Below are 19824 nucleotides of genomic sequence, written 5' to 3'. Positions count from 1 at the left end.
ACAGGGAAAAACAGGGTAAAACCATTACCTAGCTGTGCCCGCCTTTTTATGATGGGTATCTGTAACAAGAAATACAAGAAATACAAGAAATATAAAGAGAGAACCATGCCGACCATCCGTGCTAAACCCGATACGTTAAACAGCATTAATGCTAATTTTCAGCAAGCTGAGCTGAAGCAGCCGGTATTTCTGAATTCTGTTCCAAAATGTGGCACTCATTTGCTGAAAAATATTTTCAGAATGTTTGTGCCGGTAGCCCAGCAATATGATCAGCAGTTTATTCAGATCCCTATTTTGCAACAGCATCTGGCGGCATTCAGTACTGCACAACCAAAACTCAGCTGGGGCCATTTATTGTTCTCTGACAGCTCAGCAATCGCCCTGAAGAATGTCAGGCAAATTGTGATAGTGCGTGACCCCTATGACTGGGTGCTGGCCCGCGCCCGTTTTTTTCTGTCTGATACTTTTCAGGGCTCGATGGATCATTTAAAAGGCGGCAAAGTTTCAATCGAGCAAATGCTAAATATGATGATTTTTGGCATTTACCAGAAAGCGCCGACCCTGCATGAAATTTATACCCATAATGCGGTCGCCTGGCTCGGCACCGGTGGCAAATTGGTAAGATATGAGGACGTAATTAAGCACCTGAAAGAACTGGATACACCGCAAGCAGAAGCCTATTTTACTGATTTATTGCAGCCTTTGGGGTTAGCTGAATTGTCTTCCGACTGGCGAGAGCGGATTCTGGCAGGGTCAGACAAAGAGCAAAGCGGTACCTATCGTGAAAACCTGGCCGGACAAAAAGTAGAGTTGCCGTTGGTATTACCAGATATGCAAAAGCAATTGGTTGAATATGCTGCGCCGGGCTTACGGCGTTTACTCGGTTACTTTTAAAAAAACATAATAAGAAAAGTAAGGTGGAGCGCGCAATGCGAAAACGTAAAGTGCTGATTGTCGGTGGTGGTTCAGCCGGCTGGATGACGGCAGCTTACCTCAATGGTGCACTGAACAAACAAGGTACTGAGCAAAACGTGCTGATTGAACTACTGGAATCACCGGATATTCCAAGGATTTTGGTCGGCGAGGCAACCATTCCCTCTATGCGCCATTTACTGACAGTAGTAGGGATAGATGAGCTGGAGTTTATGAAAGCGACTGACGCCACTTTTAAGCAATCAATTAAATACTGTAACTGTGTTCAAAACGATAATAGTTTTTACCATCATCCCTTTACCAGTATGCGGGTGCAACCTATCGACAGAGCCGGCAGCGACTGGCTAAAGAGCGACCGCAGTATTCCATTTATGGAAACCTGCTCCGCCCAACCTATTATTTGCGAAATGGGGCTAGCGCCGTTAATGCTCGGAAAATGGGATATGGGTTCCCATTTAAATTATGCCTATCATATGAATGCCCAGAAATTTGCTGATTACCTGCGCGACTTTTCCACCGCACGCGGGGTGGTGCACAGACTGGCAAATTTAACCGACATTGAAATGCAGGGCTCTGATCGCATTGTAGCGGTAACAACTGATCAGCAGCAGCGTTTAACGGCGGATTTGTTTGTCGACTGCACCGGGTTTAAGGCAAAGTTAATTGAAGAGCAGCTAGGTGTGGGTTTTGAAGACTGCTCACAGTGGCTGTTATGTGACAGGGCCATTACCATGCATCTGCCATATGATAAGTTTTATCCTGGCATGGTCAGGCCCTATACCACGGCAACCGCGCTTTCTGCTGGCTGGATTTGGGATATACCAATGCAAAATCAGCGCTCTGTCGGTTATGTCCACTCCAGTCAGTTTATTAGCGTGGAACAGGCCGAGCAGGAAATGCGTGCCTATCAGGGGCCGGGTACTGAACATCTGAAGGCCAGAGTGGTTGATTTTAAAGTGGGCCGGCGCCAGGGAAACTGGCGTGGTAATTGTGTGGCAATAGGCTTGTCGGGCGGGTTTATTGAACCGTTGGAATCAACTGGCTTATAATTAAGTGATCTGGGCGCTGCGCTACTGGCAGAGCACTTTCCTTATGATGACGAGGATATGGCGGTGTTTGCTGGTCGGCATAACCGGTTAATGGCAAACCGGTTTTATGAAATTCTTGATTTTATTAATATGCATTACTGTATGACAAAACGTTCAGATACCGCATTTTGGCGCGAAGTGCAAAAGCCAGAGCGGATCACCGAACGACTAAAAGCAAAACTGGCTTACTTGCGGATTAAACCACCCAGTGCCCACGATTTTCAGGATCAATGGTACCCCGGAATGGCCACCGTTAGCAGTTATAGCTTATCCGCAGATAACCGGCCGGCAACGGATACCAGCAGTTTATGGAACCATGAAAGTTATGAGTGTATTTTATATGGGATGGACTTTTTAGAAGAGGAGTGCCAACACCGGTATGGCGTAGATCGTCCGCCAACCGGCGTGCATCCGGCAATTATCCAGCGATTACAAATGGCCAGACAAAAGTTGCCATCTCATGCCATCTGGCTAAACCGGGTACTGGGCATGGCACAATACCCAACGGCTTACCGACCCGCAGGCTAAGTATAGCGCCCGCCACTAAGAGTCATAGCCAGTACATACCGCTTTTTTCCATGCCGGCAATAGCTACTGCCATTAGCAGTGTTATAATGCCGGCCATTAAGGCTCTTTTTATCTGATTTAACAAGGACAATTAATATTATGGCGGACGTTGAACATCGCCCAACAAATTTTATCCGGCAGATTATCGATGCCGATCTGGTTAGCGGCAAACATAGCGCGGTGCAAACGCGTTTTCCACCCGAGCCGAATGGTTTTTTGCATATTGGCCATGCTAAATCTATTTGTTTAAATTTCGGTATTGCTGAAGATTACCAGGGGCAGTGTAATCTTCGCTTTGACGATACCAATCCTGAAAAAGAAAATATCGACTTTGTTAATTCGATTGCTCAGGACGTAAATTGGTTAGGTTTTAAATGGAGTGGTGACATACGCTATTCTTCTGACTATTTTGACGCATTGCATGATTTTGCCGTAGAGCTGATTTCAAAAAGTCTGGCTTATGTATGCTTTTTAAATGCAGAACAAATGCGTGAATACCGTGGCAATTTAACTCAACCAGGTAAAAATAGCCCAACGCGTGACACCGCCGTTGAGGAAAATCTGGCGTTGTTTGCGAAAATGCGTGCTGGCTGCTTCAAAGAGGGTGAATGCTCGTTGCGGCTTAAAATTGATATGGCTTCGAGCTTTATGTGTATGCGCGATCCGGTTATTTATCGGGTGAAATTTGCTCATCACCATCAAACCGGCGATAAGTGGTGTATTTACCCGATGTATGATTTTACCCACTGTATATCGGACGCACTGGAAGGCATTACTCATTCACTTTGTACGCTGGAATTTCAGGATAACCGACGTTTATATGATTGGATCTTAACTAATATTAGTATTGCCTGCCACCCGCAACAGATTGAGTTTTCTCGCTTAAATCTGGAATTTGCAGTAATGAGCAAACGTAAACTGCAAACTCTGGTGGAACAACAAACCGTTAGCGGTTGGGACGATCCACGTATGCCTACTATTGCCGGTTTGCGCCGGCGTGGTTATACCGCGGCGGCCATTCGCGAATTTGCTAAACGTATTGGTGTGACTAAGCAAGACAATGTTATTGAAATGAGTGCCTTAGAAGCCTGTATTCGTGAAGATTTAGATTCTGCGGCACCAAGAGCCATGGCTGTTTTAGACCCACTTAAAGTGACTATTACCAACCATCCTGCGACTATAGAGTGGTTGGATGCGCCAAATCATCCTAAAGATGAGACGATGGGCAGCCGTAAACTGCCCTTTGGCCCGGTGGTGTATATCGACCGTGCTGATTTTCGGGAAGAGGCCAATAAAAAATATAAGCGCTTGGTGCTTAACAGCGATGTACGTTTACGTAATGCCTATGTGATACATGCTGATGAAGTAATTAAGGATGAAGCAGGTAATATTCTAGAGCTAAAATGTAGTTATTTGCCAGAAACACTGGGTGAAAACCCGGCTGATGGCCGTAAAGTGCGCGGGGTAATCCACTGGGTTGAAGCTACTCATGCAATGCCTGCTGAGTTTAGGGTATACGACCGGTTATTTAGTGTGGCAAATCCGGCGGCTGAAGCTGATTTTTTAACGGTAATAAATCCGCAATCATTGGTGATAAAACAGGGTTACGCTGAGCCTTCATTACAAGGGGCAATAGCGCAACAAGCATATCAATTTGAGCGGGAAGGGTATTACTGTGCTGACCGCGACTCTGCTGCGGCGAAACTGGTTTTCAATCGTACAGTAGCACTGCGTGATACTTGGGGTAAAACGGAAGAGTAAACTCTAACTTATAGCGAATTGACGCTACCGGGTAAAGTAAAGGCGACTACTATGTTTTTTACTTTACCTGGTAGTGTAGTTAATTTACGGCTATTAAGCACAATGTAATCGTTTATTTTTTAAGTAATACACCCAGACCAATAATCGCTGCCAGACCACCCGCCACCAAATACCAGACGGCATTGTCTGTTGGGCTGCCGGTAACTAACTCTGTCACTTCTGACGCGGTAGAGTTATAAGCGTTGAAACCAAAATAAAGTAGTACCGCACCCACAACTAATAATGCTAAACCAATAATTTTATTCATAACGTTCTCCTTTGTTATCCTAACCAGTCTAGCTAATAATTTAGTGAAAGCAAATCAGCACGTTATAATATGTCTGCAAAAGTAAAATAATGGTGAAACTGCATGCTAATGTGCAGCCTTAACTGAGAATTAAACCTATATAAATTGCATTGTAGGATAAACGACTCTGTTATTATTCTGCATGTTTTTTGTTTTTTGTTGTTTGCATATCTGAGGTTAAGTATGGAGTTGTTTTTAGCAGTATTGTTTTTCGCCTTTTCAACGACCGTAACACCGGGTCCTAATAATGTGATGATCATGTCATCTGGCGTAAACTATGGCATCAGGAAAAGTGTGCCACACTGGCTCGGTATCTGTCTGGGTTTTCCATTAATGGTGTTACTGGTTGGTTTAGGCTTTGGCGTGGTATTTGACCGTTATCCACATTTACATCAATTAATAAAAATAATCGGTACAGTTTACTTGGTATGGCTGGCATGGCACATTGCTTCGGCCCGGCCAGAAACGATTGCTACTGGTAAAAGTAAGCCATTAAGTTTTATTCAGGCAGCGTTGTTTCAATGGGTAAACGGCAAAGCCTGGATAATGGCATCAGGCGCGGTAGCCGCCTTTACGTCGGTTACTGGCGTGTATTGGTATCAGGTGATAATGATTACGCTGGCATTTTTATTGGTGGCGTTTCCCTGTGTTGGCATGTGGTTAGTGTTTGGTGCTACGTTACGAAAAGTACTTACTAAGCCGCTATTTCAGCGTATTTTTAATAGTTGCATGGGATTGATCTTACTATTATCAGTGCTGCCGGTAATAACAGAAATCTGGCGTTATTATTTTACAGCAGCAAATTGAGACGGTTAAGGTAATACCGATGAATGGCGCAGAAGAAAAAGTAAAACTTGAGCATGAAGCAGCCCGTATATTTATGCGGCTGTATCAGCAGCGGTCTGGTATAAAAATGCAACATATCTGGCATAACGAGCCGGCACGGCCAGATGTGTCTTGTTATTATGAAGACACTAAACTCGATTTGGAAATTGCCCACCTGTATGGCAGTGAAGTTGAAGCTATGCAAATTTTGGGCAGGACGTTAAGCGCTGAAACGCACCGTGAGTTAATGGCGTTGCTGCGTGCACCTCCGGCTCATAGGTTATTAACCGCACTCAACCGCATTATTAGCAGTAAAGCTGAAAAACACTATGAAAGTGCCAATGTATGGCTGGTTATCCGCAATGCTAATCCGTTATGGACTGGTCAGGATGTGCTGTCGCATCTTGATAAACTAAATCTGCCTAAGCAGCATCCCTTTAGTGAAATTTGGCTGGTAGGCGATATGGCTGGTGAATCCGGTATATTACCGATTTTTCCGGCAACCTTACGACAGGGAGGGGCTGACAAATGCTAATGTTTTATTATGCTGTTGCCCGTAAACTAAGGCCTCTGCAACCGTTGTGGCTGTTACTGACCGTGTTTAGTCTTTGCATGCAGGGTTATTTAATTTTTTTGGCGCCAGTGGCATTAAGTCAGCGTTGGCAATTAACTACTTTACTCACTTTTGCTTTTTTTCTTAATATTATGCTGCTGATTATACTGTTCGGTCAGCCGACAGCGGACACTGGCGCTAATGATTTTTGGAGCAGACTACAGTTTCGGATACGCTATCTCTTTTCGTGTCTGCTGGCATGGCTGGTTACGGGGTTATTTATCGTTATAATCTGGCTGTTTCTGCGCATTGCGTTGGGAATTGTCGTGCGCATGGTGTTTTAATGGTTACTTCAGCTGCTCATTTACACGTTTCTACTACTGGCCCTGCAGCGTTATGGGAAATTTTTTGCTCTGTGGTGGATAATTTTGGTGATATCGGCATTTGTTGGCGCTTGAGTCGGCAGTTAGTGGCAGAGCAGGGTGTTTCTGTACGCTTATGGGTCGATGATTTAGCCAGTTTTCAACGAATTTGCCCGCAAGTTTGCCTTGACTGCCCACAGCAGCAACTGCAGGGAGTGGATGTGCATCTGTGGCATGCTGCCGTTAACTGGGATGAATTGCCGCCTGCGACAGTAGTGATCGAAGCCTTGGCGTGTTCGGTGCCGCTGGCTTATCAGCAACAGATGGCCCGCCAACAGCCGGCACCACTTTGGTTAAACCTGGAGTATTTATCGGCTGAACAATGGGTTGAGGGCTGTCATGGTGTAGCATCACCGCAGCCACAACTGGCACTTAACAAATATTTCTTTTTCCCGGGATTTACTACTAAAACCGGTGGCTTACTGTACGAGCAAAATTTGCAGCAGCGGCTAACCACATTTATGGCCGATGATGCGGCACAGCAAGCTTTTTGGCAAAAACTCGGTGTGTCGGCTAGCGATTATCAGTTTAAAGTGTCGATGTTTGCCTATAGCCATGATCAATTTAATAGCTTACTACAACAGTGGCAAAAGTTGCCGGGCAGAATATTGTGCGTTATCCCGCATGGTGAGCTGGCAGTAACGCTAAGTCAGTACTATCCGGCATTGCAAAGCGGTGCTCCGGTGCAACTGGGTACGCTGACGCTAAAAACCATACCCTTTTTAGCGCAACCAGACTATGACTTATTGTTAGCCGCTTGTGATTTGAATTTTGTCAGAGGTGAGGATTCAATTATCCGTGCACATTGGGCCGGGCGGCCTTTTGTCTGGCAAATTTACCGGCAGCAGGAAAATGCCCATCTGCTAAAGTTACAGGCATTTATTCATCGCTATTGCCAGGCAATGCCAATACCACTTGCGAAGGTCGTACAGCAGTTTTATTATAACTGGAACACCAATGCTGAACTTGAGGTCAGTTGGCGCAATTTCTATGGCATTTTGCCACAGCTTGCCGAGCATAACCGGCTTTGGCAGCAGCAATTACTAGCAAATGGAGATCTTGCCAGCAACCTCGTGCACTTTGCTAAAAAAAAATTTATAATAACGCCCAATTTTTCCCAACAATGAAGATATTTCAATAATGATGAAAACAGCCCAAGAACTGCGTGCTGGCCAGGTAATTATGGTTGGCACAGAACCAATGGTAATTTTAAAGGCCGAGTTTAACAAATCCGGTCGTAACTCTGCCGTGGTTAAAATGAAAATGAAAAACTTGCTTAATGCTCAGGGTATGGAAACGGTATACCGAGCTGATGACAAGTTTGAACAAGTGCTGCTGGAAACCAAAGAAGTGACTTATTCTTACTTCTCTGATCCGATGTACGTATTTATGGATTCCGAGTTTAACCAATTCGAAATTGAAGCTGAAAACATGACTGAAGCATTGCGCTATTTGACTGATGGCATGGAGTGTTCGGTTGTGTTCTATGGCGAGCGTGCAATTTCAGTTGATTTACCTACCGTTGTGGTACGAGAGGTTGTTTATACTGAGCCAGCGGCCAAAGGCGATACGTCGGGTAAAGTAATGAAGCCAGCTAAACTGGATACCGGTTTTGAATTAATGGTGCCGGCATTTGTTGAAATTGGTGACAGAATTGAAATTGATACCCGTACCGACGAATACCGCAGCCGCGCTAAATAAGTTTAGCCTTGCAGCAGAAATAAAGGGCGCGTTCTGCGCCCTTTGTTGTTTTATAGCCCACAACAGGATTGCACTGTGATTAATAATGACGTTTTACGCCGCTTGCGGTATGCCTTCGAATACAACAACAGTACCATGAGCGATATTATGGCTTTGGGTGGAGCAACACCAAGCCGGGAGCAAATGATAGGCTGGCTTAGTAAAGACGACGATAGTGATGTTGGCGTAATGAGCGATGTCGACTTGGCGCAGTTTTTAAATGGTCTTATTGTACACAAACGTGGTCGTAAAGAAGGCCCGCAGCCTGAGCCAGAGCAACGGCTGAATAATAATATTATTTTCCGTAAGCTGAAGATTGCGCTGGATTTCAAAGATGACGATATTATGGCAATGATGGCACTGGCTGATTTCAATCTGAGTAAGCCTGAATTAAGTGCCTTTTTCCGCCGTGCTGATCATAAACATTTTCGAGTATGTCAGGACCAGGTATTACGGCATTTTCTAAAAGGCATACAGTTGAAATACCGGCCTGTCGCCGGCGCGGATATGCCGGAATAAACTGATGAATAACAGCAGCTTTACTAATCAGCAAATTAATAGTGAGCAGCTGAGCACACTGTCTAGCCTGCAGCTTGAGCCTCTCTCCCGGCGCTATTCCGTTCTTCGTCAACAGATTAATGCCGCGAAATACGCTGTGTTATGGCTACTGCTTTTGCTGGTTTGGCTGCAACCCTGGTTGGTGTTACCGGCTGAATTACGGCAAGGTATTTACTATGGCTTGTTCTTGCTGCCATTATATACACTGCTGCGTGCGATTTATTTTTGGCAAGCCGATAAACATAAACATTTTGCCTTGCGCCAACATGATATTAGTTACAGCTGCGGAATTTTTTTCAGAAAAGTGGTTACCCAACCGGTAGTGCGGGTGCAACATATTGAGTTAAAGCAAGGGCCACTGGAACGACGGGTTGGCTTGGCAAGATTGCAACTATTTAGCGCGGGTGGCACGCTTCACACATTTGAGATCCCGGGCCTTGAACTTGAACGGGCGCAGCACATTCGCCAGTTTGTACTGCAACATAAAGATGCGGTGCAAGATGAGCAACAATAGCGAGCCGGTATTGGCTTTGTTAAAGCCGGCGGCTACAGCTGACTGGCAGCGGGTTTCTGCTATTGCTATTTTGTATTTTGCTGTTGCCATATCACGCTTTGTAGTGGGGCAATTTGTTTATTTAATACCACCATTTATTCTGTTATTTAACCGGATTAAAGACAATCCCGGGCCGGCATTTGGGCTGCTTGTTGGGGTTATGCTATTGGTTGTAATAGTCGCATTGTTAAAATATTACTATTTTCAATATCGATTATCCTCTGGCACCGTCGAAATCCGCTCTGGTGTCTTCAGTAAAACCTATCTTAATTTACCTTTCAACCGGATCCAGAATATTACGTTGGAACAACCACTGTTTTATCGGCCGGGAGACTTTGTCTGTCTGCAATTGGATACGGCCGGCTCGGTTAAACAAGAGGCCAGACTGATGGCATTGCGTCGGCCATTTGCTGAAGCACTGAAACAGCAAATTCTGGCTTTACGCCAGACTGAGCTGATAACCGTTGAAACGACGGCTGCTGACGCTGCAGCTCCGATAACTCAGGTAACGAGTAATGAACAACTGTTAAATCGCCGCAGTGTGACGGATTTAATTATTCACGGCATTAGTAATAACCGTATTTTGCTATTTTTAGGTATCGCCGCGCCTTTTTATAACCAGCTTGCTGACAAAATACAGCAGTTACTATTGCTGGCGGGAGTTGATCTTGGATCAATGTTTGACCCGGCGCAGCAATCCTGGTTAGTGATAGGCTTATATGCGATATCGTTAACGCTGTTTATTATGTTACTGTTTACTGTGTTCTCAGTACTGGGTTCGGTGTTATCTTTTTATGGCTATACCCTGCATAAAAAGCAGGATAATTATATCAGACGCAGTGGTCTGTTAACCCGACACGAAGTCAGCATGCGCTTGTCACGATTGCAATGGGTGGTGCTACAGCGTGACTGGCTTGATATGCTTTTGGGTAGGGTTAATCTTTGTTTTGAGCAAATTAATGGCCAGCTGCAACAATTTTCTTCTGAACAAAAAATTATGGTGCCATCGGTTACCCCAATGCAGGCTCAGCAGTTGTTAGCGGGGGCTTATCCGGATAATCAACTCAGCACCCTGGTATTTACCCCGATAAGCCGGCGCTTCATCTGGCGTTGTTTTGGATTGTTTTGGTTACCGGTAGCGGTTATGGGCCCGTCTATACTCTTGATGCAACAGTTACCCACACTGGCATTGCTAAGTACCGTACCCCTGATATTCTGGGCGTTGTTGATTGTTATGCGCTGGTACCGCTATGGCTATGCTGAAGATCCCTCTTATTATTATGTGCGGCGGGGGTATTTTGGTGTCGACTATTATTGTTTTGCCAAATACAAATTACAGCAAGTGCAGTTTAAACAAAGCTGGTTGATGCGCCGCGCGGGGTTATGTTCTGTTAAGCTGGTGCTGGCTGCTGGAGCGCTAGACATTCCTTACATTGATGCACAGCAGGGCAAAAACCTTTTAGAAAATGGCTTGTTTCAGTTGCAAAGCAGTGGCAAAGCCTGGATGTAATGAACTGCTACTTTTTTGTTGCCGCAAATTAACGGCTTTGTAGTTGTAAGTCGGCTAACGTTATATCGGCATGGCTGTGTTTAAGTTGGCTTAGCAGTAATAAGGCGCTGCTATAGGCATCTGCCAGTGCATGATGCTGATTACTTTGCGGCAGCTTATGTCGGCTTAAACATTGTGGCAGGCGCAGCGCATCTTTTTTCATGACAATTCCCTGCTTTTGTAAGCGATAAAGTTCAATATTCAGGGTGTCGATAAAACTGAATTTAGCCGATTTAGCAAAAATACGCTGGCAGGCAACGTTTAAAAATCGATAGTCTAGCTGGCAGTGATGCGCGACAAAAATATAGCCCGCATAGCGTTGTAGTAATTCAGTTAATACGTCAGCCAACTCGCGGGCATCGTCAAAGTCTTTATCGTGTAAGCCATGAAATATGGCACTTTGCCCGACACTAACCGGGCTTATCACTAAATAATGCCGTGCCTCGCTTAATACCACTTCGTGCTGGCGAACTGGCACCCAGCCCAGGCTGACAATATGGTCCCGCTTGGCATTTAAGCCGGTGAGTTCTAAATCAATAACTAAAAATGAACACTCGGCTGCCCGGATATTGCCCGCTGGTGGCAGGCATTGATTAAAGGTTTGCACAATGTGGCTTAGCGGTGTGGTTTTATGTTGTAACCAACCTAGCATGCTTACATCTCCCGACAGAAGCGATGCTTTAATGCAGACTGGGCATCATTAATCACGGTCAGGCTGTCTTTTAATTGATGGCGTTGCAAGCCAGATAACACTTTAGGGTCGAGTAAATTACTCACTTCATGGCCTTCAGTCAAATCGTGTTGATGCTTATCCCAACGTAACTGCGCCAATATATCAAATGCATCAGACAGGTTCTGGGTATCTTTCGCATCCATGATGCCGTTGCTGGCTAATTTCACCAAGCGCTGGCGGGTATTAATTTCGGCAATACCGGCCGATAATGCATAAACCCGCACGATATCGGTAATTACGCTAATACCGCGTTTTTTTAGATCAAGTCCTTTTTTCTGTTTACCATCATGTTCCAGAATAAAGTTACGCAAAAAGCTTAATGGCGCGGTACGTTGCAATGCGGTTTGTGCCAAATGATACAAGAATAACGTATTACCATTGGTACGGGCCAGAATATCGTTTTGCAATGCATTAAATAAGCCTTTGCTACCTTCTATAACCCTGAGATCAAAAAAGATACTCGATTTTAGCAGTGCCTCCGGGGTAGGGCTGTTTACCCATTTAGCAAATTGTCCTGACCAGCCTTTCAGACTTAAGCGTAAGGCGCTATTGGAGGCCATGATGTTACCCGGACATAAAATAATGCCGCAACGTGCCAGCCCCTGGCAAACAAAATCGGCCAGAGCGGCAAAATAGTCAGCAACGTCACCAACAGGCTCTTTTTCTAGCAACAAGGCGTTATCCTGATCAGCATTTAAGCTTTGATCCATCCGGCCTTGTGAGCCAAAAGCCAACCAGCTGAATACGCATGGCGATGGGCCAAACTCAATTTGAGCCAGTTTTATTAAGCGTTGGGTTAATGCGTCGGTAATGGTGGTAATAATATGGCCAGCCTCGTGGGCCGGCACTTGTTGTTTACCCATGGTTAAAGCTAAGTTGGTGATCTGGCTGGCACAATGCTCCAAGCCATCAACACTGGTTTGCCGATGTATTTCGCCTATCAGGTATACCGGGTGATCTTGCTGTGAGCGAATAATATCGGTCGCAGTGATCATGGAATAACTCTGTTGTTTGTCGAGCACTGGCAAATGATGCACATTATGCCGGCTCATCAATTGAACCGCTTCAAACAGGTAGGCATGTTTATCAATGGTATGCGGCTTGGCAGTCATTACCTGATTTACTGGGGTTTGTGCCGCTAAGTTGTCGGCAAGTACCCGACTGCGTAAATCACGATCGGTAATAATACCGACCAGCCGGTCGTCTTGTTCTACCAGCAAAGACGATACTCTTTTTTCCGTCATTAATATGGCAGCTTGTTGCACGGTTTGCTCACCACTTATTGCTACTTTGCGAGCCTGTACTACATCACTTACTTTAAGGGTGAAGCGCGAGTGTTGTTGTTGCGCTTTATATTGGTGTAAACGCCGGCTAAATAATCGCTGAAAGAAGATATCAATATTTTTATATTGATAGCGCAATTGGTGAAAGGCTTCTGCAGTTAACCAATACACCAGACCATCTTCTTCACACACTAATTGGTCATTGTCTGCCAAGCCGGTTAGTAATAACTGATAGCCATAAAAATCACCTTCTTCCAGCTTGGTCAATAAGGTTTGCTGATCACTAAACAGTGCAAAAATTCCCGTGCGCACAATCATCAGCCGCTCTGAACTTAGCTGCACGGTTTCACCATTCTGGCAATAATAGACGCTAATTTGCTCAGCCAGGCTGGCAAGTTCAGTTGTCTTAAGCTGGTCAAACGGCGTAGTGCCAGCTAAAAAAGTAGTAACTTCAGCGACTTCCATAAGACCTCAGCTCATTGTTGTTAATTAAGGTTAACAAAATAATGTTACACTGGTTGGCGATGACACAACGCCAACAGTAAAGGGTCGTTGTTATCCAGTTTAATCCAGTCTTTACTAATGGCTTCGCCCGGTGCGGGAATAGGTAATTGCTTAGTGAAATCGGCTCGGGCCTGTTGCTGGCAATGTACCACTTGCGGTACCCGTTTGGCCGAGAGCCGGCGTTCAAAAAAGTATAAGTCGACCAGCCAAATGGCGTTATTACGCTGGTTAGGTGCCGCATTAGCAATATCGGCGGCAATAAAACGTAATGTTTGTGGATAAACATAACTCCATGGCCGCCAAAAGGCCTGTTGTTCAACCGTGCGTACAACAACTACTCCCTCTGGTAATAAGCTAGCCTGGTGTTGGTACCAGTTATATTCGCTTTGCACTTGAAAGCCCAGCATACCAAGCGCTGCAAATACCGGTATTAACCAGCGAGGCGCTTTATTTCTGCTGATAAAACGTATTCCGAGGGCAATACCTGCCGCACCTAGTCCAGCAAAAATAGTGGCTATTAATTCCCACAACATAGTGTATTCCTGCTTATTTTTTTTAAAAAAGGCGGGCTTTCATTTGAAAGCCCGCTACTACTTCAACATTCAGCAACTAACCGCTGCTGTTATCGTCATTATAACTTAGTGATCAACCGCCTCACCAGCGCCGCGCGGGAATCGCACGCTCTCTACCAGCTCTTGGATCCGAACTGGTGGTGGTGCAGTTACTGACGATATCGCAAAGGCAACAGCAAAGTTAATCATCGCACCTACTGCACCAAACGACAGTGGCGAGATCCCGAATAACCAGTTAGCTTCGACGTTAGCGAAGGTCGCTGTGCCCGGGATAAAGAACCAGCCCAGGTACAAGAAGATATACACACAGGTCGAAATTAACCCTGCCAGCATACCGGAAATAGCGCCTACGCTATTTACCCGCTTAGAGAATATGCCCATCATCAGCGCCGGAAATATTGATGCTGCAGCAATACCGAAGGCTAATGCCACAGTTTGTGCCGCAAACCCGGGTGGGTTCATACCGAGCCAGGTTGCTACCACAATGGCTACCCCCATCGAGATACGGGCGGCCATTAACTCACCTTTCTCACTAATGTCCGGTTTCAGCGTGCCTTTTATGACGTCATGGCTGATAGCGGATGAGATAGCCAACAATAAGCCAGCAGCAGTGGATAACGCTGCGGCTAAACCACCGGCAGCAATTAAACCAATAACCCAGCCTGGTAAGTTGGCAATTTCAGGGTTCGCCAGTACCAGAATATCGTTATTAACTACCAGTTCGTTGCCGTTCCAACCACGTTCTGCAGCCGTAGCCGCAAACGCCTGAGCACTTGGATCGTTAACATTGTCATTATATAACTGGATCCGTCCATCACCGTTTTTATCTTCAAACCTAATTAAACCGGTGGTTTCCCAGGTTTTCATCCAGTCTGGCCGTTCGGCAAACAGAATAGAGTCAGCTGTTGGGCCTGCCGGGTAAATGGTATTCATCAGGTTTAAGCGAGCCATAGAGGCAACGGCTGGTGCGGTTAAGTACAGTAAGGCAATAAACACCAAGGCCCAACCGGCAGACCAGCGGGCATCAGCCACCTTAGGTACAGTGAAAAAGCGAATAATAACGTGTGGTAAACCGGCGGTACCAATCATCAGAGACAAGGTAAATAACACCATGTTCAATTTGTTGTCGACATCGGCAGTATAATCGCGGAAGCCCAGCTCACGCACCACCTCATCTAGCTTGGCCAGCAGTGGCATGCCTGACTCAGTATGTTCAGAGAATAGCCCCAACGGTGGTAAAAAGTTGTCGGTTAATTGCAAAGAGATAAATACTGCAGGAATGGTGTAAGCAATAATTAACACTACATACTGCGCCACCTGGGTGTAAGTAATGCCTTTCATGCCGCCCAAAACCGCGTATAAAAACACGATAACCGCGGCGATAATCAGACCCATGTCGCTGCTGACTTCGAGGAAACGTGAAAAAGCCACCCCGGCACCGGTCATCTGGCCGATAACATAAGTAACAGAAGCAACGATTAGACAGACTACGGCTACCATCCGGGCGCCAACACTGTAAAAGCGGTCACCGATAAAATCGGGTACGGTAAACTTACCAAATTTACGCAGATAAGGGGCGAGTAACATCGCCAGCAGCACATAACCACCGGTCCAGCCCATTAAAAAGGTTGAATTAGCGTAACCACCTGCGGCAATTAAGCCGGCCATAGAAATAAATGACGCTGCTGACATCCAGTCGGCAGCCGTGGCCATACCATTTACTACTGGGTGAACACCGCCACCAGCCACATAAAACTCTTTAGTGGTGCCAGCCCGTGCCCAGATTGCTATTGCGATATAGAGGGCGAAGGAGCCGCCAACAAATATCAGGTTAATTGCAAATTGACTCATCTTGCTTACTCCTCGTCCACGCCAAATTCCTTATCGAGCTTGTTCATTCTCCAGGCATAGAAGAAGATCAACACGATAAAGGTTAAAATAGAACCCTGTTGCGCAAACCAGAAACCCAGGTCTGTGCCTCCAACTGCAATACCTGCTAGCCATGGCCGCAGCAAAATACCAAAGCCATAGGACACTAAAGCCCATATCGCTAAGCTGATAATGATCAAGCGAAGGTTCGCTTGCCAATATGCCTGAGCGTTACTTTTATGGTCCGCCATCATATTTCTCCTTTAGTTATTTTTATCGAGCCTTATTAATCTAGCAGTAGTTAACTGCGGCGCCAGCCCGACTTTAGTCGAAGCCTTATGTTCAGAGATTGACAGTAAGGGTTGTTGCAGCACAAAGTAGGACATATTTAACGTGAGGAGAATGCCGTGACGGCATGGACTGTCGCCTTATTGGCACTATTATATGTCGGTGGGTTGTTCTGGATTGCTAACTGGGGTGAGCGGCATGCCGACGACCGGCTTATACGAAAGTATGGTGGGTTAATTTATAGTCTGGCGTTAGCGGTGTATTGTACTTCCTGGACTTACTACGGTGCTGTAGGCACTGCTGTAACACGGGGATGGGACTACATTCCCATTTATCTCGGGCCTATTTTGCTGTTTATTTTTGGGCAACCGTTTTTGTTTAAGTTGTTGTATGTCTCTAAAAAACAAAATGTTACTTCGGTAGCCGACTTTATTTCAGCCCGCTACGGTAAGCGAAAAAATATTGCCATGCTGGTGGCAATCATCTGTTTGATCGTGGTGGTGCCCTATATTGCGTTACAATTAAAAGCGGTAGCCAGTTCATATCAGGTATTACTTGGTGGCGATTTTTCTGATACCGTTGACCATTGGTATCAAGACAGCGCCTTGCTCAGTGCTATAGCGATGGCCTTTTTTGCTATTTTATTCGGTACCCGTAAGTTGCACTTAACTGAGCAAAACCGCGGCGTGATGGTGGCAATTGCTTTTGAGTCAGTGGTAAAACTGTTTGCGCTATTAACCTTAGCTATCGCAGTTTATGTCTTTATATTGGATAAAGAGCAGAATATGTTACGTGCGTTTGCCGCGCATGCGACTGACCTGCAAACGCAATACACTACCTCGAGTATCGTAGAGTTTACCACTAAAACTATATTGGCGATGGCAGCCGTTTTTTTACTGCCACGGCAGTTTCACGTTGCCTTTGTTGAAAATGTCTCCCACCATCATTTACGCCATGCCAGACGCTGGTTCTCTGGTTATCTGTTATTAGTGACCGTGGTTGTGGTGCCAATAGCCGTTGCCGGTATGCAAATGTTTCCGACGATGCTGCCACAGGCAGATAGTTTTGTGTTGTTGATCCCGGCACAATCGGGCTGGAACAGCTTAAGTGCGATGGTGTTTATTGGGGGGTTTTCAGCCGCAACTTCGATGATTATTATCTCCACGTTGGCACTAAGTACCATGATAAGTAACGATGTGGTGATGCCCAGCTTGCTGCAAACCAATAGTCGCAAAGAGATGCCACACGATTACAGTATGCTGATTATACTGGTACGCCGGGCCATGATTTTGCTGGTTATGGGCTTATCTTACTTTTACTACCTTATTTTTGCTAGAGACTATGAACTGGCAGAAACCGGATTAATGGCCTTTGCATTGGCTATTCAGTTGGCTCCAGCAGTAATTGGTGGCTTGTACTGGCGCCGCGGCAACGCCTGGGGCGTTTATGCAGGCTTAAGTTTGGGCTTAGTGCTATGGTTTTATACTCTAATGTTACCGCAGTTGGTCAACGCTGGGGTGATTAACAGCGATATTATGCAACAAGGCTTGTCTGGATTAGTATGGTTGTCACCTACGTCGATGTTCGGTATCGAGCTGGACAGTTTAAGCCACGGTGTATTGCTGTCGTTGGGGTTTAATATCCTGGCTTACCTGCTGGTTTCAATGCTAACCAATGTCAATCTGCAAGACCGCTTACAGGCGGTAGCGTTTGTTAAACCTAACTTACCGATTGATCATCAGGATACCCCGGCAAGGCGCATTCGTATTCGCAACACTGACTTAAAAATTTTACTGGAACGCTTTGTTGGTTCACACCGGGCGAAAGAGTGCTTAGTGGAGTTTGGCCGCAAACAACATATCAGCTTACAGTTGGATGATTTACCCAGTGTTGGCCTGGTAGAACATGTAGAGCGTGAACTGGCAGGTGTTATTGGTGCTGCATCAGCATCGGCAATGGTGAATGCGGTGTTAGAGGGGCGGCAACTTGGTTTTGAAGACGTTGTCACCTTGTTTGACGATACCACTCAGGCAATTCAGTTCTCACGAAAAATTTTATTCTCTACCCTCGAGCATTTAAGTCAGGGCGTAAGTGTGGTTGACCGCGAGTTAAAACTCGTTGCCTGGAATAAAGCGTATCTTGAAATGTTCAGTTACCCAGAGGGTATGGTCAGAGTAGGCCGCTCGGTGGCCGACATTGTCAGGTTAAATGCCGAGCGGGGGTTATGTGGTCCGGGCAATCCGGATGAGCATGTTGATAAACGCATTATGCATATGGAAAAAGGCACTGCGCATGTTTTTCAGCGGGTTCGGCCTGATGGCAGAGTCATTGAAATGCGTGGTAATCCCATCCCTGGTGGTGGTTTTGTCACTAGTTTCACCGATATTTCTGAGCACGTAACGGCTGTGCAAGCTCTGGCAGAAGCCAAACAACATTTAGAAGACCGCGTGCAAGAGCGCACTCAGACCATTTCTGATATTAACCACGAGTTGCTAGCTGAGGTTGACCGGCGGCGGCAGACAGAGCAGCAATTGCTGCACGCTAAAGCCGAAGCTGAGGAAGCTAATGCCTCTAAAACGCGCTTTTTAGCACTCGCCAGTCACGATATTCTGCAGCCACTCAATGCGGCTCGTTTGTTTACAGCGGCGTTAAATGGTGCACAAGAGAAGGTGCAACAAAAAGCAATATTGTGTCAGCTGGATAATTCTTTAAAAGCGTCAGAAGAGCTGATATCAACCTTGTTGGAAATTGCGAAATTAGATGATGGCAAACTGAAACCTGATGTTCAGCCAGTGGCATTACAGGAGTTACTGTCACAACTTGCTGATGAATACAGCTTGCTGGCCAGTCAAAAAGGCTTACGCTTAACGGTACGCATGGCTGACGATTACGTGCAAACTGATGCAACTTATTTACGACGGATTTTACAAAACATGTTGTCAAATGCCATTAAATATACGGTAAAAGGCCGCGTGCTGCTAGGCTTCCGAAAGCGTGGCGATAAACTCATTCTGCAGGTGTGGGACACTGGTCCTGGCATTGTTAAACATGATTTGGCGCGGATTTTCGAAGATTTTTACCGGATCGATGCCACGGCGAAAGGGCAACAAGGGGTCGGCTTAGGTTTAGGTGTGGTAAACCGGATGGCAAAACTACTTGGACACTCACTTACTGTGCGCTCCTGGCCGGGTAAGGGGACCCTGTTCAGCATTACGCTGCCGCTGGCAAAACAACCCTATCGTCAGGTATTCCCATTACCTGGTCAACATGTTCAGCGGCCTCTACCTGGTTTGACCGTGGTGTGTATTGATGATGACGCCGCTAATCTTGCTGCGTTAAAAGTATTGTTAGAGCAATGGCAAATAGCGGAAGTAAGTTGTTTTTATGACGATGCTGAGTTATTGGCTTATGCCCGCACTGCGCCTGCACCTGATGTTATGCTTATTGATTATCAATTAGGCCAACATTTAAACGGCTTAGATTTGTATCAGCAGATTAAACATTATTGGGGTAATGTTGGCGGTATTTTAGTCTCCGCTTCGCCGCAGGCTGATCTTGCGGCTTTGGCGAAGGCGGCCGGATTAATGTATTTGGCCAAACCAATTAAACCGGCGGCACTCAGAGCCAGTTTAAATCATTTTAAGATGCTAAAACGCAGTAATTTGTTATAACAAGCCTTG

The 19824-nt window shown here is 45.8% G+C and carries 16 protein-coding genes and 1 pseudogene; 11 read left to right on the top strand and 6 right to left on the bottom strand.

The window, feature by feature from the left end; genetic code table 11:
- Positions 1-105: 105 nt before the first annotated feature.
- From VT06_RS07845 to glnS, 3 genes and pseudogenes are all read left to right on the top strand, one after another.
- On the top strand, positions 106-894 hold the full coding sequence (locus tag VT06_RS07845; RefSeq protein ID WP_046553746.1) for a hypothetical protein: 789 nt from the start codon (positions 106-108) through the stop codon (positions 892-894).
- Between the two features lie 35 nt (positions 895-929).
- Positions 930-2549: pseudogene (locus VT06_RS18600) on the top strand (tryptophan halogenase family protein).
- Between the two features lie 138 nt (positions 2550-2687).
- Positions 2688-4349, top strand: a complete 1662-nt coding sequence (glnS, locus tag VT06_RS07835) for a glutamine--tRNA ligase (RefSeq protein ID WP_046553745.1) — start codon at positions 2688-2690, stop codon at positions 4347-4349.
- 112 nt (positions 4350-4461) lie between these two features.
- On the opposite strand, the gene VT06_RS07830 is transcribed toward glnS, so the two are convergent.
- Positions 4462-4656: a DUF3185 family protein gene (locus VT06_RS07830; RefSeq protein WP_046553744.1), complete on the bottom strand. Its 195-nt coding sequence runs from the start codon at positions 4654-4656 to the stop codon at positions 4462-4464.
- Positions 4657-4878: 222 nt separating this feature from the next.
- Between VT06_RS07830 and VT06_RS07825 the strand changes: the two genes are divergently transcribed.
- The 7 genes from VT06_RS07825 to VT06_RS07790 all read left to right on the top strand — a co-directional run bounded on the left by VT06_RS07825 (position 4879) and on the right by VT06_RS07790 (position 10856).
- On the top strand, positions 4879-5502 hold the full coding sequence (locus VT06_RS07825; protein ID WP_046553743.1) for a LysE family translocator: 624 nt from the start codon (positions 4879-4881) through the stop codon (positions 5500-5502).
- Between the two features lie 19 nt (positions 5503-5521).
- Positions 5522-6055 (top strand): hypothetical protein, encoded by a 534-nt coding sequence (locus tag VT06_RS07820; protein WP_046553742.1) that lies wholly within the window; start codon positions 5522-5524, stop codon positions 6053-6055.
- Positions 6056-6416: 361 nt separating this feature from the next.
- Entirely contained in the window at positions 6417-7622 is a 1206-nt protein-coding gene (gene earP, locus VT06_RS07810) for an elongation factor P maturation arginine rhamnosyltransferase EarP (RefSeq protein ID WP_046553740.1), read from the top strand.
- 16 nt (positions 7623-7638) lie between these two features.
- Positions 7639-8196 (top strand): elongation factor P, encoded by a 558-nt coding sequence (gene efp, locus VT06_RS07805; RefSeq protein WP_046553739.1) that lies wholly within the window; start codon positions 7639-7641, stop codon positions 8194-8196.
- A 75-nt stretch (positions 8197-8271) separates the two neighbouring features.
- On the top strand, positions 8272-8754 hold the full coding sequence (locus VT06_RS07800; protein WP_046553738.1) for a DUF1456 family protein: 483 nt from the start codon (positions 8272-8274) through the stop codon (positions 8752-8754).
- A 4-nt stretch (positions 8755-8758) separates the two neighbouring features.
- On the top strand, positions 8759-9307 hold the full coding sequence (locus VT06_RS07795) for a PH domain-containing protein (protein ID WP_046553737.1): 549 nt from the start codon (positions 8759-8761) through the stop codon (positions 9305-9307).
- Positions 9294-10856: a PH domain-containing protein gene (locus VT06_RS07790; protein WP_046553736.1), complete on the top strand. Its 1563-nt coding sequence runs from the start codon at positions 9294-9296 to the stop codon at positions 10854-10856. The genes VT06_RS07795 and VT06_RS07790 overlap by 14 nt, the downstream gene beginning before the upstream one ends.
- A gap of 28 nt (positions 10857-10884) precedes the next feature.
- On the opposite strand, the gene VT06_RS07785 is transcribed toward VT06_RS07790, so the two are convergent.
- The 5 genes from VT06_RS07785 to VT06_RS07765 all read right to left on the bottom strand — a co-directional run bounded on the left by VT06_RS07785 (position 10885) and on the right by VT06_RS07765 (position 16107).
- Positions 10885-11547 (bottom strand): exonuclease domain-containing protein, encoded by a 663-nt coding sequence (locus tag VT06_RS07785; RefSeq protein ID WP_046553735.1) that lies wholly within the window; start codon positions 11545-11547, stop codon positions 10885-10887.
- Positions 11548-11549: 2 nt separating this feature from the next.
- On the bottom strand, positions 11550-13376 hold the full coding sequence (locus VT06_RS07780; protein WP_046553734.1) for a DUF294 nucleotidyltransferase-like domain-containing protein: 1827 nt from the start codon (positions 13374-13376) through the stop codon (positions 11550-11552).
- 44 nt (positions 13377-13420) lie between these two features.
- Complete coding sequence (locus VT06_RS07775; protein ID WP_046553733.1) at positions 13421-13948, bottom strand: hypothetical protein; 528 nt, start codon at positions 13946-13948, stop codon at positions 13421-13423.
- Positions 13949-14053: 105 nt separating this feature from the next.
- Positions 14054-15838 (bottom strand): sodium:solute symporter family protein, encoded by a 1785-nt coding sequence (locus VT06_RS07770; RefSeq protein ID WP_046553732.1) that lies wholly within the window; start codon positions 15836-15838, stop codon positions 14054-14056.
- Positions 15839-15843: 5 nt separating this feature from the next.
- Entirely contained in the window at positions 15844-16107 is a 264-nt protein-coding gene (locus tag VT06_RS07765) for a DUF4212 domain-containing protein (RefSeq protein ID WP_046553731.1), read from the bottom strand.
- 156 nt (positions 16108-16263) lie between these two features.
- Between VT06_RS07765 and VT06_RS07760 the strand changes: the two genes are divergently transcribed.
- Positions 16264-19815 carry a PAS-domain containing protein gene (locus VT06_RS07760; RefSeq protein WP_046553730.1) on the top strand — a complete coding sequence of 1184 codons (3552 nt, stop codon included), beginning with the start codon at positions 16264-16266 and terminating at the stop codon, positions 19813-19815.
- Positions 19816-19824 lie beyond the last annotated feature (9 nt).

The organism is Arsukibacterium sp. MJ3, from assembly GCF_000987765.1.
Taxonomy (GTDB): Bacteria; Pseudomonadota; Gammaproteobacteria; order Enterobacterales; family Alteromonadaceae; genus Alishewanella.
This window is presented reverse-complemented; position numbering and strand designations above follow the sequence as displayed.

Coding starts and splice junctions, on each gene's coding strand:
- VT06_RS07845 (WP_046553746.1), top strand. CDS start 106: ATGCCGACCATCCGTGCTAAACCCGATACGTTAAACAGCATTAATGCT.
- glnS (WP_046553745.1), top strand. CDS start 2,688: ATGGCGGACGTTGAACATCGCCCAACAAATTTTATCCGGCAGATTATC.
- VT06_RS07830 (WP_046553744.1), bottom strand. CDS start 4,656: ATGAATAAAATTATTGGTTTAGCATTATTAGTTGTGGGTGCGGTACTA.
- VT06_RS07825 (WP_046553743.1), top strand. CDS start 4,879: ATGGAGTTGTTTTTAGCAGTATTGTTTTTCGCCTTTTCAACGACCGTA.
- VT06_RS07820 (WP_046553742.1), top strand. CDS start 5,522: ATGAATGGCGCAGAAGAAAAAGTAAAACTTGAGCATGAAGCAGCCCGT.
- earP (WP_046553740.1), top strand. CDS start 6,417: ATGGTTACTTCAGCTGCTCATTTACACGTTTCTACTACTGGCCCTGCA.
- efp (WP_046553739.1), top strand. CDS start 7,639: ATGAAAACAGCCCAAGAACTGCGTGCTGGCCAGGTAATTATGGTTGGC.
- VT06_RS07795 (WP_046553737.1), top strand. CDS start 8,759: ATGAATAACAGCAGCTTTACTAATCAGCAAATTAATAGTGAGCAGCTG.
- VT06_RS07790 (WP_046553736.1), top strand. CDS start 9,294: ATGAGCAACAATAGCGAGCCGGTATTGGCTTTGTTAAAGCCGGCGGCT.
- VT06_RS07785 (WP_046553735.1), bottom strand. CDS start 11,547: ATGCTAGGTTGGTTACAACATAAAACCACACCGCTAAGCCACATTGTG.
- VT06_RS07780 (WP_046553734.1), bottom strand. CDS start 13,376: ATGGAAGTCGCTGAAGTTACTACTTTTTTAGCTGGCACTACGCCGTTT.
- VT06_RS07775 (WP_046553733.1), bottom strand. CDS start 13,948: ATGTTGTGGGAATTAATAGCCACTATTTTTGCTGGACTAGGTGCGGCA.
- VT06_RS07770 (WP_046553732.1), bottom strand. CDS start 15,838: ATGAGTCAATTTGCAATTAACCTGATATTTGTTGGCGGCTCCTTCGCC.
- VT06_RS07765 (WP_046553731.1), bottom strand. CDS start 16,107: ATGGCGGACCATAAAAGTAACGCTCAGGCATATTGGCAAGCGAACCTT.